The organism is Paraburkholderia sp. CI3, from assembly GCF_050436505.1.
Classification (GTDB): Bacteria; Pseudomonadota; Gammaproteobacteria; order Burkholderiales; family Burkholderiaceae; genus Paraburkholderia; species Paraburkholderia tuberum.
This window is the reverse complement of record NZ_JBNDMI010000003.1, coordinates 1,676,432-1,692,174: the sequence shown is the minus strand read 5'-3', so window position 1 is coordinate 1,692,174 and position 15,743 is coordinate 1,676,432. Positions and strand designations below refer to the sequence as shown.

Below are 15,743 nucleotides of genomic sequence, written 5' to 3'. Positions count from 1 at the left end.
GGCCGCTGCGATGCGGTTCATGGTCGGGGCTTTCATTTACTTCGTGCGGTAGTGCCGCCATAGCTTCATGATGGCCACATAGGCAAGCGCTGCCACGATCAATTCAATAGTCACCCACACTACGAAATATAGAATCCGAAGCACGCCACCATGCGAGCGCCTCGCTTTCCGTCCACGGACAGGTGTATGGGTGGACATAATGGATCGACAGAACGAAAAGGCCGAAAAATAGCGCGACCTGAGATCGCAAGAACAGCTACTTTGGCGCTGAAAGATTCAGTCGCGCGGCCAGATCCGGATGCGCTTCGCCTAGACATCGAAGTGCCAGCGCTCCAAGCTTGCGGGCCGATTCGTCATCCAATGGAGTTTCCGGTGCTTCAGGAATATCGAGGAACATCGCCCGATCCAAGGTTGATTGAATAGCACGACGCGACACGTTGCTCATTTTGAGCGTATTCGTGTCGTCGTCGTAGATAAAGACGATAGCAAGGTCTCGGACCATCAATAGCCTCTGCACTGGTTGTATGTTTCAAAAGCACGTTGCTCGCACGCAAAGCGAGTTCTCAAATCGCCCCCGTATGTTTTTGACAGCATCTTGCACGCGATCATATTGCGCTCATATTCCATCTCGCACTCGATCTCTTGTCGTTCGCTCACACCGCGTGCACCAAGGATCGTCACATCTCCGCCTGTCGAAGTGTCAGAATACTCGAACGGCTGGGCATTGCCCAGATTCTGCGGCACGCGCGGGCTGCTGCCATATTGCGAGCGTGCCATGCTAGCGTCGTCCGCTTGTTGCGCGCGCCCGCGACAATCGCACGCCCATGCGTAACCTAGGGCTTTGGCCATTGCGTAACCGGTCGAATACGACCGAAGCCTATCCTGCGGAAACCATTCGCCGGTTTCGACGTTCAGTGCCATTGCGGATGGCATTGGCGGAGTTGACGATAAGCATTGTCCAACGGCAAATGAACCTGAGGCCCACAGGGTTCGTATCGACGATTCGCCGATAGGCGGCGAGTCCGTCACAGGAGGCGATTATCGACGGATGATCGTCGATTTGAACGAAACCACGATCCGCACCCGACTTGGAAAATTCTGATTGCCACGGCCGAAAAAAAGCCCGCCTTGCTGGGCGGGCTCGCATATTCCTATTGCGCCGAGAGTTACCGAAAGCTAATGCGCGGCTTCGCCGCCATAATGCCGATCCGGAATCACAACGATATTCCCCACAAAGCGCTTCTCCATAAACCGCGTCTGCGCGTCATGAAACTTCGACAGCGGATAAGTCGCCGCGAGAACCGGGCGGATCGTCCCGTTCTGAATATAGTCGAGCACGCGTTTGAACGCACCGCGCGTGCCCTGCGACGATCCATTCAACTGCAACTGCTTCAGATACATCGTGCGCAGATCGAGCTGCACGACCGGCCCCGCGATCGCGCCCGCGGTCGTATATCGTCCCTCAGGCCGCAACACGTTCAACAGCTTGCCGAACAGTGCCCCGCCGACAAGATCGGCGACTACATCGACGGCCCGCCCCTCGGTCATCCGTTCGACGTCCCCGACGAAATCGCCGCTGTCGCGCAGCATCACCCCTTGCGCACCGAGCGCTAGCACGGCTTCTTCCTTGCCCTTGCTGACCACCGCATACGGAATCGCGCCGCGCGCGCGGCATAGCTGGATGATGGCCGAGCCGACACCGCCGGACGCGCCGGTAATCAGCACCGTTTCGCCGCGCTTGACGGCCGCGCGCTCGATCATCTGCTCGCCGGTGTGATAAGCGCACCAGAACGTGGCGAGTTCGGCGTCGGAATAGGTGCAGTCGACCCGATGCGCGTTTTCCGCGGGCACGGCCGTGTATTCGGCGTAGCCGCCGTCGCGGCCGTGGCCGATGTAGTCGATATCGGCGAGGCTGTCGTCGTCGCGGTTGTAGATCGACGCGTCGACGATCACGCGCTCGCCGATACGCGCGTCGCTGACGCCGCGACTCACCGCGACCACGCGTCCGACGATATCCGCGCCCTGAATGTGCGGAAACGTCAGCGTCGAGCGGCCGCGTCGCCACGTCGACACCGCTTGCGGATCGTCGTCGGTGCCGTAGGCGCCCTGGCGTACCCACACGTCGGTATTGTTGAGACCGCATGCGGTGACGTCGATCAGTACCTCGCCAGCCGCGCACGAGGGCACCGGCACGTCGTCGCGATAGACGAGTTTGTCGAGGCCGCCGTGCGCGGTCAGCACGACGGCCTTCATCGTTTTCGGAAGCATGTTTCCCCTTTCGTTGAAACGGGCGTCGTGCTTCGCGAGTTCACGCGGGCACGACGCCCGCGCGATCAAGGTTTGACGAACAGCTTGCGTGGCGTCCTGCAAAAGGGCTCGACGCCGGTCCGCGTAATCAGAATGCTCTCGGTGATTTCGAGGCCCCAGTCGTCGAGCCACAGGCCCGGCATGAAGTGAAACGTCATGCCGGGTTCGAGGACGGTCTTGTCCCCAGGGCGCAGGCTCATCGTGCGCTCGCCCCAGTCCGGCGGATAGCTCGCGCCGATCGGATAGCCGCAGCGGCTGTTCTTCTCGATGCCGTATTTATGCAGCACCGCGAAAAATGCATTGGCGATGTCCTCGCAGGTATTGCCCGGTTTCGCGGCGGCGAGCCCGGCTTCGATCCCTTCGACCACCGCGCGTTCGCCTTCGATGAAATGCTTCGGCGGCTTGCCGAGGTAGACGGTGCGCGACTGCGGGCAGTGATAACGCTTGAAGCAGCCGGCAATTTCGAAGAACGTGCCGGCGTCCTTCGCGAACGGCGTGTCGTCCCAGGTCAAATGCGGGGCGGCCGCGTCGGCGCCGGTCGGCAGCAGCGGCACGATCGCCGGATAGTCGCCGCCATAACCGTCGATGCCGGTAATGCCTGCCGAGTAGATCTCCGCGACGAGGTCATTCTTGCGCATGCCCGGCTCGATTCGCTCGACGATGTGCGCGTGCATCTTCTCGACGATGCGCGCGGCCACGCGCATGTACTCGATCTCGCGCGGCGATTTGACCGCGCGTTGCCAGTTGACGAGGCCGGTTGCGTCCTGCCACTTCGCATCGGCCAAATGCGCGACGAGCGAGCGATAAGCGGCGGCGCTGAAATAGTAGTTGTCCATTTCGACGCCGATCTTCGCGTTGGCCCAGCCGCGCGCCGCGATCACGTCGCGCGCGAGGTAGTCCATCGGATGACGCGCAGTGGATTGCACGAAATGATCCGGATAGCCGACGATCTGATCGTGCTGCATGAAGACGGTGCGCTTGGCACCATTCGCGTCCTGACCGCGGCCGAACCAGACCGGCTCGCCATCCAGCGCAAGCAGCACGCACTGATGCACGTAAAACGACCAGCCGTCATAGCCGGTGAGCCAGGCCATATTGGTCGGGTCCGACACGATCAATAGTTCGATGCCGGCCGCTTGCATGGCCTTGCGCGTCTTGGCAAGACGCGCGGCGTACTCGTCGCGTTCGAACGGCAGGCGCACGACGGGCGCCGCGATTCGCGATTCGTGTTGCGTCGTATCTGACATCTTCCCCTCTCTCTGAGCGTGACGTCGTCGCGGAAAGTGGCGCCCGGTGCAAGTGAACGGGGCGTCCACGGGTATCTCTCGCCGCAGTCTAATGCCGCGAAAAAACACCGCTGAATGTGCTAGTTCAATGTTCGTGACGTTATCGACGGACGGTGGATGTTTGTTGCAGTGCACGCTGCGCCGCCCTTGTCCGCGCGTAAAAAGAATTGTTCTAGAGCAATCTGGATCGCAAATATGGCTGCGTATTCTGGTTCGCACCACACGTACGACGAACGGGATCGAATCGATATGAACACCGCGCGAGTCACCGATCTGTTGAACGCTTCAGGCATCGCCCCGGCAAGTCTTTCCTCCGAGGAGCGCGCGGTCGCCCCCGCAAGCACACCGGCGCGCCGAGACGAAAGCCCGGCGAGCAAGCCATTGATCCGGCTCGACCGGATCACGAAACGATATGGCGCGCTGACCGTGCTCGACGAACTGTCGCTCGACGTGATGCCCGGCGAGAAACTCGCGCTAATCGGTCCGTCGGGATCAGGCAAGACGACGATCCTGCGCATCCTGATGACGCTGGAGACGATCGATGGCGGCCATATCGAAGTGGACGGCGAACAGTTGTTCCATATGCCGCGCGGCGGCCAGATGGTGCCCGCGAACGAACGGCATCTGCAGAAGATGCGCGAGAAGATCGGCATGGTGTTTCAGCACTTCAATCTGTTTCCGCACAAGAGCGTGCTCGACAACGTGACGCTCGCGCCGATGCTGACGAAGGGCGAGAGCCGTGAATCGGCCGAGAGGCGCGCGCTCGACCTTTGCGGCGAGAACGAGGCGAGGCCACAGCAGGGTCATTTGATGACGCTGCCGTTGCTGACGCGCTGAGAGCGCTGCGCGACGCCAATCATGTTGTTTTTCCCGAACGCGCGCGACGCGTCGCCGACGCACGCGTACGGATTACCGCATCCGTTGCAGGCTTTATGGAAAACCCCGATGCCTGCATCGTCCTAGAACATCGTTGCAGGCGCGGGTCGCCGGTATCGTGGATTCGGGCGACATTGCCTGTGTCGCATAGAGACACCCCAGGAGAAGACATGCACTACGTACATTCATGGAACGCGCAGAGCGCGCAACCGCAGGCGCGCAGCTTGCTGCGACGCGCAATCGCGGCGTCGGCACTCGGAAACGCGACCGAGTGGTTCGACTACGGTATTTACGCCTACGGCCTGAGCTATATTTCGGCCGCGTTGTTTCCCGGCAGCACCGCGCAGGCCACGTTGTTCGCGCTCGCGACGTTCGCCATTTCGTTTCTCGTGCGTCCGCTAGGAGGATTGTTCTGGGGGCCGCTCGGCGATCGCCTCGGCCGCAAGCACGTACTCGCGTTGACGATCATCCTGATGTCGGTCGCAACGCTGCTGGTCGGACTCGTGCCGACTTACGCGAGCATCGGCTGGTGGGCACCGGTTATCCTCGTCGTTCTGCGGATGATCCAGGGCTTTTCGACGGGCGGCGAATATGGCGGCGCGGCGACTTTCATGGCCGAATACGCGCCGGACAATAAGCGCGGCTTTTGTGGCAGCTTCCTCGAATTCGCGACGCTGTCGGGCTTCTCGCTCGGTGCGTTTCTGATGCTCGGTTGCTCCGTCGTGCTCGGCAACACGGCAATGCATGCGTGGGGATGGCGTCTGCCGTTTCTGATTGCAGCGCCGCTCGGCCTGATCGGTTTCTATCTGCGCTCCAGGCTCGAAGACACGCCGGTCTTTCGCGAGCTCGAACAAACGATGCACAAGGAGCAGCATAGCTGCGTCACGCTGAAGGCATTGCTGCGCGACTATTGGAAACCGCTGATCCAACTCGGTGGACTCGTGGTTGCTTTGAATGTCGTCAACTACGTGCTGCTCGCCTATATGCCGACTTTCATGCAGAAGCAGCTCGGCATGAGCGACAACATGTCCCTGCTCGTGCCGCTGATCGGCATGCTCGCGATGATGGTGTTTCTGCCGTTCGCGGGCACGTTCTCGGATCGCGTGGGACGCAAGAACGTCTGGTGGTTTTCGCTGATTGGCCTGTTCGTCGCGGCGATTCCGATGTTCCTGCTGATGAAGCTCGGCGTGGTGGGCGCGTTCATCGGCTTTGCGGTGCTCGGGCTGTTGTACGTGCCGCAACTGGCCAGCATCTCGGCGATGTTCCCCGCGATGTTTCCGACCCAGGTCCGTTACGCGGGGATGGCGATTGCGTATAACGTGTCGACGTCGATTTTCGGCGGCACGGCGCCGATGGCGAACGAATGGCTGGTCGCGCATACGGGCAATGCGCTGGTGCCCGCTTATTACATGATGGCCGCGTGCGTCGTGGGGGCGATTGCGTTGATCTACGTGCCTGAAACGCGCGGGTGTTCGTTGCGCGGGCAAGGCATTCCGGGGAAGCAGGAAGTGATCGGTTGAAGTGACATGGCGTGGCCAACCGCGTATCGATGCAGTTCGGCCACGCGCGTTTGATTGAGCGTCTATTTCAGCTGGCTTTGCGCGAGCCTCGACTTCAGCAGTTCGTATTTCTCCCGCGACGTATCCGCGAATGCCGCCTCACGACTCGAACGCGTATCGTCGAATGGAATCGGCTCGGCAAACTGGCTGACCGTCAGATCCCATCTGCTGCCGTCGATCAGGTTGTAGAAGTGCGTGCCCCCCGACGTACGTGTCGTCAGAATCTCGCCACCGAAATAGTCTTGCATGATCAGAGACGTCACGCTGCAATGATTCTGCGCGGGATTCGTCGACGACCACGCGTGCGTGGGGCTCGACGTATCGCCGGCCCATACGCGTGCAAGCACGCGGTATAGATCGATGGGCGTCGCAAAGGGCTTCGATACGGCAGGCGTCTGTGCTTCCTGTGTCATGGCGGCAATCCTTCGTTCGATGAGCGGATAAGGTCGTGGAAAACAAAAAGCCCCGTCGTTGCCGGCGGGGCTTTCTGGCGCATGTCGCTGCGAATGATGTCTAGCGGCGTATGCGTATGCGAGTCCCCACAGGCACTCCCACGCGGGCATGCGCATGATGATGCTTTGCAGTCGGGCGGTACTTGAGGGCTTGCATAGTGAGCGAGTGTGCCTTCGATCGCGCGACGCGTCAACGAATCATCGATAACTGCGTCGCGCTGACCGTGCTTACGACTTCGCGCCGCTCAGGATCGCGAGGCTCGGGCAGTAGTGCGTCGCGCTCAGATACGCGGCCTGCTGCGAGCGCACGCCTGCGCTGCTCGACGTCGGCGGATCGATGAATACCTGCGCGTTGTTCGATCCCGCCGGTGCCGTCAGCGTCATCGTCACTTTCCACCAGTTGCCGGATTTCACCGCGCTTAGCGCCGTCGCTTGCCCCGCGCCCCACGTGCCGCGCACGATCGCGCCGGTGTTGGTGTTCAGCACCCAGCCGAACTCGGTGCCGCTCGGGTCGTCGGTCTGGATCGAGCCGCCGGGGAACACCGTCGCGTTGGTGGTGGCGAGCACGTAGTCGGTGAACGTGTACGACTGGCCGCCCTGCACGCGGATCACTTCGTGAATGTTCGACACGGCCGAACCGTTCGTGCTCGTGACCGTCGCGGCGCCGCGATCGACGCCGGAGATGTCGGTGGCGGGCACAGCGGTGCCGCCGCTCGACTGGAACCACGCATCCGGCGTCGCGAGGCTGAGCGGCGAATTGATCAGGTTGTTCGCATAGCATGCCGACGCGGTCGCGTTGGTCGGCGGCCCGTAGAAGCTCGCGATGCTCGCCTGGATCGCGTTGTCGGTCGTATCGGACGTCGCCTTCGTGATGATCGCGCCTTCGAAAAACTGAATCGGCGCGGCGCTGCCGTCGCCGCCTTCGCCGAGCGACAGACCGCCTTGCCATTGGCCATTGAATGCGTGACCGGCGTCGTTGCCGAAGATCAGCGCTTCAGGTGGCGCCTGATCGTACAGCGACGTCAACACGCTTTGCGAGGCGGAGCCGCCTTTGACCGCGAACAGATTCGACGCGGTGACCGGCGAGTACTTCGACAGCACCGTCACGAACTTCTCCTTCGCCGGCTGCTGCGGACCATACAGATAGACGCCGGCTTCGGCATCGACGCCCGGCCAGTTGGTATCGAGCGCATTGCACACCGGGTCCTTCACGTTGGACGGCTGGATCGAGTCGCCGTCGCAATAGCCGAACACGGCCGCGTTGCCGTTCGAGAACGCGAGCGCGAACATTTCGCCTTCCACTTCGCCGTGAGAATAGGTGCTCGGATTCGCGCTGTTCTCCATGTTGCCGTAGGTGCCGCAGCAGGTCGACGACTGGCTGTAGTGCGCGCCGGCCACCATGTACTCGGCGATTTCGCTATCGCCGATCGACTGGTTCACCGTGCCGAAACGTTTGCGATAGGCCTGGCCGGCCAAGGTGCCGAGAGCAGGAATCTGCACGCCGTTCGTCGTAACGAGAGCGAGTTTGGCCGGCGTACCGGTAAGCGCGGGCAAGTCGTTGCCGATCGTCAGTTGCTGCGTCGGCGCCTGCGCGGTCAAGGCGGTCGGCGGTTGCGCCAACTGAACGGTCAAGGCGCCGGAGGTGCCAGGCAGCGTGATGGTCGCGAAGCCGTTGAGGACCGGTACGGTGGTCGTTTTGCTGCCGTTCTGTACGGTGAGCGATTCCGTGCCGTCCTGGTTCAGCGTCAGCGTCGCGGGGACATTGCCGAACGCGCCGTTTTTCAGCGGCGCGACCAGATCGATCTGATCGTAGATGTAGGTGACCGAGCAGGTGGTGTTGTTACAGAAGGATTGCGTGCTCTGCACATTCGCCGAGCCGACCAGCGAGCGGTCGCCGCCCTTCAGCGTGCTGTTGGTGTACGGATAGACGTCGAGGGTCGTGTTGTCGGACGCGCGTTGAATCTGGAACAGCGGGCCCGTGTAGTTCTTCGTCAGCAGTCGGGTCACGCTGTGCGCGGCGGAGCAGGGCGTGTTGGCCGTGGCGGCGGCGTCGCAGGGCAGTGGAATAGCCGTCGTCGCGTTGTTGTCCGCCGATGCATTCGAATTCGATTGCGATGCATTGCTGATCGGCGCCGGGTTCGAGGTGGCCGCGTTCGCCACCGGCGATGTCGACGCGCCGCTATTGTCGCCATTGCATGCGGCGAGTCCGACGGCCATCGCCAGCCAGACCGCCACTAATCCCATTCTTCTGGACATCATGACCCCTCCTGTTGAACCGCTGATCGGTTGAAAACACTTAGTTGATCTAGATAAAGAATCGAGACAGCCCGTAGGCCGGCGCCGAACGTCCGGCAGGTAATAATATTAGTCAATAATATTGATTTGACGGCATGGGGTAATCCCCCATACGAGCTGGATGAAAATGAAAGAATCCGGACTGCATGCGGCATACGTATTCCGCATAGGCTAGAGTCTTTATTGAATTATTACTAATATTTTGTGCAGCGCGGCATGCTGCATGCCGGTCTGCGCGAGGGTGTGAAGCGAAGGGATAGAAATGAACGTGGCGCGCGTCGAATCAGGCGTTCGACCGCGGATGGCTTGCGCCGATGTGCTTCAACGCAATTCAACCGCCGGACAGAACCGTGTCCTCGACTTCGTAGCGCTCATTGCCAACTGAAATCAGATTGATGCCGGCATGCTTGCGCGTCAGCGTGTCGCCGGGCATCGGCCGATCGCTCGCGGACGCGGCCGTGCCCATCACGCGACCGTCGACGCCAAAGAAAATCGCCCGCGTCGTGCCGTCGGGCCAGTAGACCACGACCGTAGTCGATCGATCGCCGTGATGCACGACGCCGAACTTGCACATCGTTTTGGTCTGTCCGTTGCCGCGCTCGCACGGCAACGTGCCGCTCGCGCTGATAGGCGATTCCTTCACGGGCCCGTGGCCGTTCTGCGAGCCGGCCTGAGCGCTTTCAGTCGAAATCGAAATCAGCGTCACGCCTTCCGCTTCGCCGACCACGCGCGCGTGCCGCTGATGCCCGACGATCGCGCGCACGGCGGCGCCGTCGCGCGAGCCCGGACAGCCGACCAGTATCGCCATATGGTCGAGATAGTTCACGGTCGCGGCCGACTCGCCGAGCCGCCGGCATGCATCGCCCGAGTGCGGATAGCCATCGCCGAGCACGACGAACGACGCGGGCCATTCGAACGGTTTCTCCATGCCAGCGGCCTGCGCGGAAGTCGAAGCGCCGGCGGCACCGAAAGCCATCGCCGCAATCGCCGCGTACGGCGCCGAAGCAAAAGACCGGGTCGTGCGTCGCATCGAAGTTCTCCTCGGCTTGCTCACGTTCGAGCCGCGCCGGCCGCCAACGCGGCCTGCGCCCGTTGCAGCCACTCGCGATTGTGCTCGCGCGCGTGGCGCGGCCAATGTTTGGCGTCCTGCACGATTTCCGCATAGAGCGCGCCGGCGCGGCGGCGGTCCGCATCTTCCGGTTGCGCGGCGAGCCAGTCGGCGAACAGGCAGCGCGGCGCGACGTCGGTCGCGCAGGTCAGCGCCTGTTCGAATGCCGCGCGTGCGCCCGGCGCATGCCGCGCGGCCAGCGTGCGCGCGTACAGCAGCGCCGGCTCGCCCTGGTTGCGTGCCCGCGGATTGACCGAGAACAGATCCGCCAACGTCGCATCCGCGGCCGTGTAGTCGCCGAGCGCGAACTGCGAGCGCGCGAGACCGAGCAGCAGCGCAGGATCGTTTGCAAATGGGCCGTTCGCCGCGGTCTGGAAATGTTCGAGCGCTTCGCGCGGATTGCCGGCCGCGAGCAAGGCCTCGCCGAGCCGCATCCGATGCTGCACGGTCGGCGCGCGGTCGAAATCGGCGCGCGCTTCACGCAGCGCGCGATTCGGATCGACGAATTGCGTGATCGCCTGCGTGGCCACCCGCGCGCCGCGCGAGTGGCGCAGATCCGGCAGATAGATCGCGAAGAAGTACACGACACTGCCGAGCAGCGGAAAAGCAAACAGAATGAATAGCCAGTAGATGCCCTGGTTATTGCGCATCGCGTGGACGGCGAAAAAGATCGCGATGAAAACGTGAAGACCAATTCCAAAAAAGTAGGGCATATCGATTCAACCTTCGAGCATGAGGAAAAGCGCGCCGCGAGCCCGTCTTTGGCGTAACCGGGCCCTAATGCAGCGAACCGACCCGCAGATACGCGAATAGAAGCGACAACGCCACGACGATCACGCCGGTGGCAACGACGAGACGGTTGGCCAACAGTCGGCGCATCGCAAGTCTCCTAGACGAAACTGTAGCGTTCGGAATGGTAGCGGATGCGCGGCACTTTCATTTCGCCGAGCGCCGTTTCGATCGCATCCATCATGGAGTCCGGGCCGCAGATGAAATACTCGTGATCGGCGAACTCGGGCGGTAGATGTCGCCGGAACATCGCGGCGTCGATGCGCCCGACTTCCCCGCTCCAGCCTTCGGGCGGGTCCGACAGCACATAGACGATGCGCAGATCGAGCCGCGCTTTCAGCGCATCGAGCTCCTCGCGGAAAGTCAGCGAGTCCCAAGTCTTGCCGCTGTACAGTAGCACGAGCGGACGTTGGTCGCCGCGATCGGCGAGCGTGCGGATCATGCTCATCATCGGCGTGATGCCGATACCGCCCGCGATCAGCACGTGCATGTCGGTCGGATGCCCGATCGTGAACGCGCCATACGGTCCGTCCAGATACACACGCCGACCTGTTTCGATCGTCTTCACCTGGCTCGTGAAATCGCCGAGATTGCGGATCGTCATCTCGACGCGGCCGTTCGCGGCCTCGGCGCTCGACGAGAACGAAAAAGGATGTCCGGTGATCCTGAACGGGCTGCCCCACACGTTGAGCCAGCCGAACTGGCCGGGCTTGAAGCGAAAGCCAGCGTGGCCGTCGGGCTGCATCACGAGCGTCGTCGTGTCGCCGCGTTCGGCGCGCACTTCCGCGATCCGGTACGGACGCCTGATCATGAAGAGCGGCTTGAACAGACGCACGTACAGCAGCAGCGCTACCCAGAATGCTGTCATGCAGATCCACAGCGTGCGCTTGAACGGATCGGTCAGATAGAAGCCCCAGCCGATCATATGTAGCACGCCGCCGAAGATCGCGACGAGCGCGAGCCCGATATGCGACAGATGCCACAGCTCGTAACGAATCTTCAATTGCTTGCGCCATAACGCGGTGATCACCAGCACGATCACCGAGCCGATCGACAGGAACGCGAACCACGCACCCCACGGTACCTCGAGCAGCGAGTCGGGCATCGCGACCTTGTCCGAGCGGATCGCGAACAGGATCAGCGGATGCACGACGACCAGGCTGACCGCGAGCAGCGACACGCGTCGATGGAAATGATAGATAACGTCCTCGCCCCACGGCTCGGTCACGTGACGAAAGCGCGCGGTGAGGCCGAATTGCAGGCCCATCATCGCGAGTCCGGAATAGCCGAGCGCCACCGAGAATTCGGTGCCGAAGTTGCGCGCGGGCGGGAGCGTGCCGGTCAGCAGCGCAAACAGCGGCGCGAGAATGAACAGTAGATAGATGATCGACCAGACGGCCTTGTGCACGAGATCTCGAGACTGCATCGGTGCTTCTCCATGCCGGGTGCGGTGGTCCCGCTCGCGCTCAGTCCGCGTTCAGACGCAGGTGGTGAGCAGCAGCGCGGGCCCGAACGTGATGACGGTCGCGACCAGCGCCGCGATCAGGGTCCAGACGACGACGGTATGCATGAACGAGCTGATGCGTTCGGGACCAGGGTCGCGGGTCGCGGCGCGATAGCGCCATAGCCAGCCGATCGCGATCAGATGCAGCAGCAGAATGATCGCGAGACTCGCGCGCAGCGGGCCGGTGCGCCACGCGAACGCGCAGCCGATCGCGTGCAGCGCATACAGGATCACGAACGCGAGACACCAGATCGTGAAGCCGACGGCGAGCCACCACAGCCGCCGCGGCGAAAGCGGACGCGCATTCATGGTCTGGCTCCCAGCACGGCGACGAGGCTCGGCAGCGCGAGCACGAGTCCAAGCGCGATGATGCCCGTCGCCAGCGTGTAATCGACCCACAGGCGGGTGAGACGCAGATCGGTCAGGCGTCGCGCGGAAACGAAGCCCGCGCCGACGCGCAGCACGTTGCTGATGAGGAACAACAACCCGACGCCCGCGTGAACTGCGATGTACGTGAGCAGCGCCGCGGCCGTCGCGCCGAGCGCATGCTCGCGCGGATTCGGTGTCACGCCGTTGATCAGCATCATGCAGGCGATGAGTGCGACGATCAGCGCGATCGCGCTCAGCCCGATCGTGCCGTGCGGTTTACGCTCGGCGGCGGCCGCGCGCAACGAGCCACGCGTGGCGGCTGCGGCCACCGCGAGCGCGACGGCCGCGACAAGCGCGAGCACGCGGTTTGGATGCGGCGTCACGGCTGCCGGCCAGTTCGGCGCGGCAATCCACAAATAGAACGTGCCGAAGATCAGCGAGGTGAACAGTGTGCCGTTCGCGACCAGCGCGCAGATCATCGAAAGCCATGACGGCGCACCGGCGACCTCGGTATGCGGCGGCACGCTGACGCCTCGGCCGACCGGCAGCGCGCCGTAATCGCGTGCGTGCCCGGCGCTCTGGCCCGCGTAGATGAAGAGGCCAAACGTCACGAATGCGAATGCGACCGACAGCAGATAGAACCTGAACAGCATCGCGAGCACCGCCGCGGCGGTCACGAGCGCGGTGACGAGCGGCAGATACGTCGAGTTCGGCAGCACGATCAGCTGTTCGGGCTCGCCCGATGTCATATGCACGCCTAGCGTCTCCTGCCAGCCGTTGCGCGTGAAACCGAGGTAACCCTCGCCGCGCGCCAGAGAGGTCGCTAGCTGGCCTGGGGGCACCTTTTCGGTTTCGGCGTCCATGTGCGGGATCGACGCGAACGCGTACGGCACGGGCGGAATCGGCATCGCCCATTCGAGCGTGGTCGAGTCCCACGGATTGCGTCGCACGCGCTGGCCGAAACGCAGCTGCGCGATGATGTCGATCACGACGAGCGCGAAGCCGATCGTCATCACGAAGCTACCCACCGACGATAGCAGATTGAGCCAGTTCCAGCCTTCGTCGCCGCTATAGGTGAAGACGCGCCGCGGCATACCTAGCAGGCCGGTCAGGTGCATCAGGAAGAACGTCATGTTGAAGCCGATGAACACGAGCCAGAACGCCGGCACCGAAAGGTTATGCACGGCGGTGCGCCCGGTCAGCAGCGGCAACCAGTAATAGAACGCCGCGAGCATCGGAAACGCGAGCGCGCCGGCCACCACGTAGTGCATGTGCGCGACGACGAAGTAGGTGTCGTGCGCCTGCCAGTCGAACGGCACGATCGCGAGCATCACGCCGGTCAGCCCGCCGCACGTGAACACGAAGAAGAAGCCGAAGATGTACAGCATCGGCACGTCCCAGCGCGGGCGGCCGTGCGACAGCGTGGCGAGCCACGCGAAGAACTGGATCGCGGTGGGCACCGCGACGATCGCCGAGCCCGCCGAGAAGAACGCGAGCGCCAGATGTGGGATGCCCACCGTAAACATGTGATGCACCCAGATGCCGAAGCTCAGGAACGCGAGCGCGATGATCGCGACGACGATCGTGCGATAGCCGACGAGCTTGCGGCGCGCGAACACGGGGATCATCGTCGACAGCACGCCGGCCATCGGCAGGAAGATGATGTACACGTCCGGGTGGCCGAACAGCCAGAACAGATGCTGCCACAGCAGCGGATCGCCGCCGCGCGTCGGATCGAAGAACGGCAGGTTGAACGCGCGCTCCACCTCGAGCAGCATCGAGGCGAGAATCAGCGGCGGAAACGCGACGATCATCATCATCGCGGTGACGAGGATGTACCACGCGAAGATCGGCATGCGATCCAGCGACATGCCCGGCGCGCGCATCTTCAGGATCGACACGACGATTTCCATCGCGAGCGACAGCGCCGAAATCTCGACGAACGTGACGCCGAGCAGCCACACGTCGGCGTTCAGTCCGGGCGTGTACACGTTGGAGCTGAGCGGCGTGTACATGAACCAGCCGCCGTCGGGCGCGCTGTGCAGAATCAGCGACACCGTCAGGATCGTGCCGCCGAACAGATAGCACCAGTAGCCGTAAGCGGTCAGGCGCGGAAACGCGAAGTCGCGCGCGCCGAGAAACTTCGGCGTCAGATAGACCGCGAAGCTCTCCACCATCGGGATCGCGAACAGGAACAGCATCATCGATCCATGCATCGTGAAGACCTGGTTATAGGTCTCCACATCCATGAAGGCCGCATGCGGCGTCGCGAGCTGCACGCGCGTGAGCATGCCGAGAATCCCGGCGATCGCGAAGAACACGAACGACGTGATCATCATGCGCAAGCCGAGCACCGTATGGTTGACCGCGGCGAGCCTCTGCACGCCTGGCCCGGTGGCCCAGATCGCGGCAAGCTGGCGATGCAGCCGCAGCGCGTTGATGCCCTGTGATGGCGGCTCGACGGGCACACTCATTTCTTCACCTCCCCGTTGGCGGCGGCGTTTTTGACAGCAGCCGGAAAATCTTCCGGACGATCGACGATCACGGTGAAGTGCATCCCCGCGTGACCGATGCCGCAAAACTGGTTGCATTGTCCGGCGTACTGGCCGGGCTGATCGGCCTGGATACGCAGCAGGTTGTGGTGGCCAGGGACCGCGTCGATCTTGCCCGCGAAGCGCGGAATCCAGAATGCGTGCAAGACGTCCATGCTGGTCACGACGATGTCGACCGGCGTGCCCGCGGGCAGGTGCAGCACGTTCCCGGTTTCGACGTTGCCGAGTTCCGGATAGCGGAAGGTCCAGCGCCATTGCTGCGCGATCGCCTCGATGCGCGCGGGCGCATGCGCGCGCAGCGGCAGCAGCAATTCGCCCGCGTACAGCGCGTAGCAGATCAACGGGATCAGGATCACTGCTGGCAGCACGAGACCGCCGAGCACGATCCAGCGCGCGGGCGACACGTGCGAGCCCCAGCCGGGCCGGAAGACCGTCATCAGAAACAGCACGAGCACCATCGCGAACAGGATCGCCGCGCCCGCCAGCATCACCCACCACAGCCCGGCGATCGATGCGGCGGCCGGACCCGATGGCTCGAGCGTCGAGAGCGGCCCGGTGCAGCCGGACAACGCGGCGAGCGATCCGGCTTGGACGGCCAGGCGCAAGCAGCTATGATGGTTTGCACCACCAGGCATCCGATGCGAGG

The 15,743-nt window shown here is 62.9% G+C and carries 15 protein-coding genes and 1 pseudogene; 3 read left to right on the top strand and 13 right to left on the bottom strand.

Annotated features, from left to right (window positions below; all coding sequences use genetic code 11):
• Window positions 1–36: 36 nt before the first annotated feature.
• The 5 genes and pseudogenes from OKW29_RS16460 to doeA form a co-directional block, all read right to left on the bottom strand.
• Window positions 37–256, bottom strand: a pseudogene (locus OKW29_RS16460) (hypothetical protein).
• The gene (locus tag OKW29_RS16455; protein WP_429291781.1) at window positions 257–502 is read right to left on the bottom strand and encodes a hypothetical protein; all 246 of its coding nucleotides are present in this window, start codon (window positions 500–502) and stop codon (window positions 257–259) included.
• Window positions 502–921, bottom strand: coding sequence for a hypothetical protein (locus OKW29_RS16450; protein WP_429292550.1), 420 nt, complete (start codon window positions 919–921; stop codon window positions 502–504). The genes OKW29_RS16455 and OKW29_RS16450 overlap by 1 nt, the downstream gene beginning before the upstream one ends.
• A 255-nt stretch (window positions 922–1,176) precedes the next feature.
• Window positions 1,177–2,268: an alcohol dehydrogenase family protein gene (locus OKW29_RS16445; RefSeq protein WP_429291780.1), complete on the bottom strand. Its 1,092-nt coding sequence runs from the start codon at window positions 2,266–2,268 to the stop codon at window positions 1,177–1,179.
• 65 nt (window positions 2,269–2,333) lie between these two features.
• Window positions 2,334–3,554, bottom strand: a complete 1,221-nt coding sequence (doeA, locus tag OKW29_RS16440; RefSeq protein ID WP_429291779.1) for an ectoine hydrolase DoeA — start codon at window positions 3,552–3,554, stop codon at window positions 2,334–2,336.
• Between the two features lie 288 nt (window positions 3,555–3,842).
• Between doeA and OKW29_RS16435 the strand changes: the two genes are divergently transcribed.
• Both OKW29_RS16435 and OKW29_RS16430 read left to right on the top strand, forming a co-directional pair.
• A complete protein-coding gene (locus OKW29_RS16435) occupies window positions 3,843–4,430 on the top strand; it encodes an ATP-binding cassette domain-containing protein (protein WP_429291778.1) in 588 nt (195 codons plus the stop codon).
• 209 nt (window positions 4,431–4,639) lie between these two features.
• Entirely contained in the window at window positions 4,640–5,989 is a 1,350-nt protein-coding gene (locus OKW29_RS16430; protein WP_429291777.1) for an MFS transporter, read from the top strand.
• 62 nt (window positions 5,990–6,051) lie between these two features.
• Here OKW29_RS16430 and OKW29_RS16425 read toward each other — a convergent pair whose 3' ends face one another.
• Both OKW29_RS16425 and OKW29_RS16420 read right to left on the bottom strand, forming a co-directional pair.
• Window positions 6,052–6,441, bottom strand: a complete 390-nt coding sequence (locus OKW29_RS16425) for a YunG family protein (RefSeq protein ID WP_429291776.1) — start codon at window positions 6,439–6,441, stop codon at window positions 6,052–6,054.
• Window positions 6,442–6,708: 267 nt separating this feature from the next.
• On the bottom strand, window positions 6,709–8,487 hold the full coding sequence (locus tag OKW29_RS16420) for an arabinofuranosidase catalytic domain-containing protein (RefSeq protein ID WP_429291775.1): 1,779 nt from the start codon (window positions 8,485–8,487) through the stop codon (window positions 6,709–6,711).
• Window positions 8,488–8,509: 22 nt separating this feature from the next.
• Between OKW29_RS16420 and OKW29_RS16415 the strand changes: the two genes are divergently transcribed.
• Window positions 8,510–8,770 carry a hypothetical protein gene (locus OKW29_RS16415; protein ID WP_429291774.1) on the top strand — a complete coding sequence of 87 codons (261 nt, stop codon included), beginning with the start codon at window positions 8,510–8,512 and terminating at the stop codon, window positions 8,768–8,770.
• Window positions 8,771–9,106: 336 nt separating this feature from the next.
• On the opposite strand, the gene OKW29_RS16410 is transcribed toward OKW29_RS16415, so the two are convergent.
• The 6 genes from OKW29_RS16410 to coxB all read right to left on the bottom strand — a co-directional run bounded on the left by OKW29_RS16410 (window position 9,107) and on the right by coxB (window position 15,702).
• Complete coding sequence (locus OKW29_RS16410) at window positions 9,107–9,805, bottom strand: hypothetical protein (protein ID WP_429291773.1); 699 nt, start codon at window positions 9,803–9,805, stop codon at window positions 9,107–9,109.
• 20 nt (window positions 9,806–9,825) lie between these two features.
• Complete coding sequence (locus tag OKW29_RS16405) at window positions 9,826–10,596, bottom strand: tetratricopeptide repeat protein (protein WP_429291772.1); 771 nt, start codon at window positions 10,594–10,596, stop codon at window positions 9,826–9,828.
• 176 nt (window positions 10,597–10,772) lie between these two features.
• On the bottom strand, window positions 10,773–12,098 hold the full coding sequence (locus tag OKW29_RS16400) for a ferredoxin reductase family protein (protein ID WP_429291771.1): 1,326 nt from the start codon (window positions 12,096–12,098) through the stop codon (window positions 10,773–10,775).
• 51 nt (window positions 12,099–12,149) lie between these two features.
• Window positions 12,150–12,485 carry a hypothetical protein gene (locus OKW29_RS16395; protein ID WP_429291770.1) on the bottom strand — a complete coding sequence of 112 codons (336 nt, stop codon included), beginning with the start codon at window positions 12,483–12,485 and terminating at the stop codon, window positions 12,150–12,152.
• The gene (ctaD, locus tag OKW29_RS16390; RefSeq protein WP_429291769.1) at window positions 12,482–15,019 is read right to left on the bottom strand and encodes a cytochrome c oxidase subunit I; all 2,538 of its coding nucleotides are present in this window, start codon (window positions 15,017–15,019) and stop codon (window positions 12,482–12,484) included. Before ctaD ends, OKW29_RS16395 begins: the two co-directional genes overlap by 4 nt.
• The gene (gene coxB / locus OKW29_RS16385) at window positions 15,016–15,702 is read right to left on the bottom strand and encodes a cytochrome c oxidase subunit II (RefSeq protein ID WP_429291768.1); all 687 of its coding nucleotides are present in this window, start codon (window positions 15,700–15,702) and stop codon (window positions 15,016–15,018) included. Before coxB ends, ctaD begins: the two co-directional genes overlap by 4 nt.
• Window positions 15,703–15,743 lie beyond the last annotated feature (41 nt).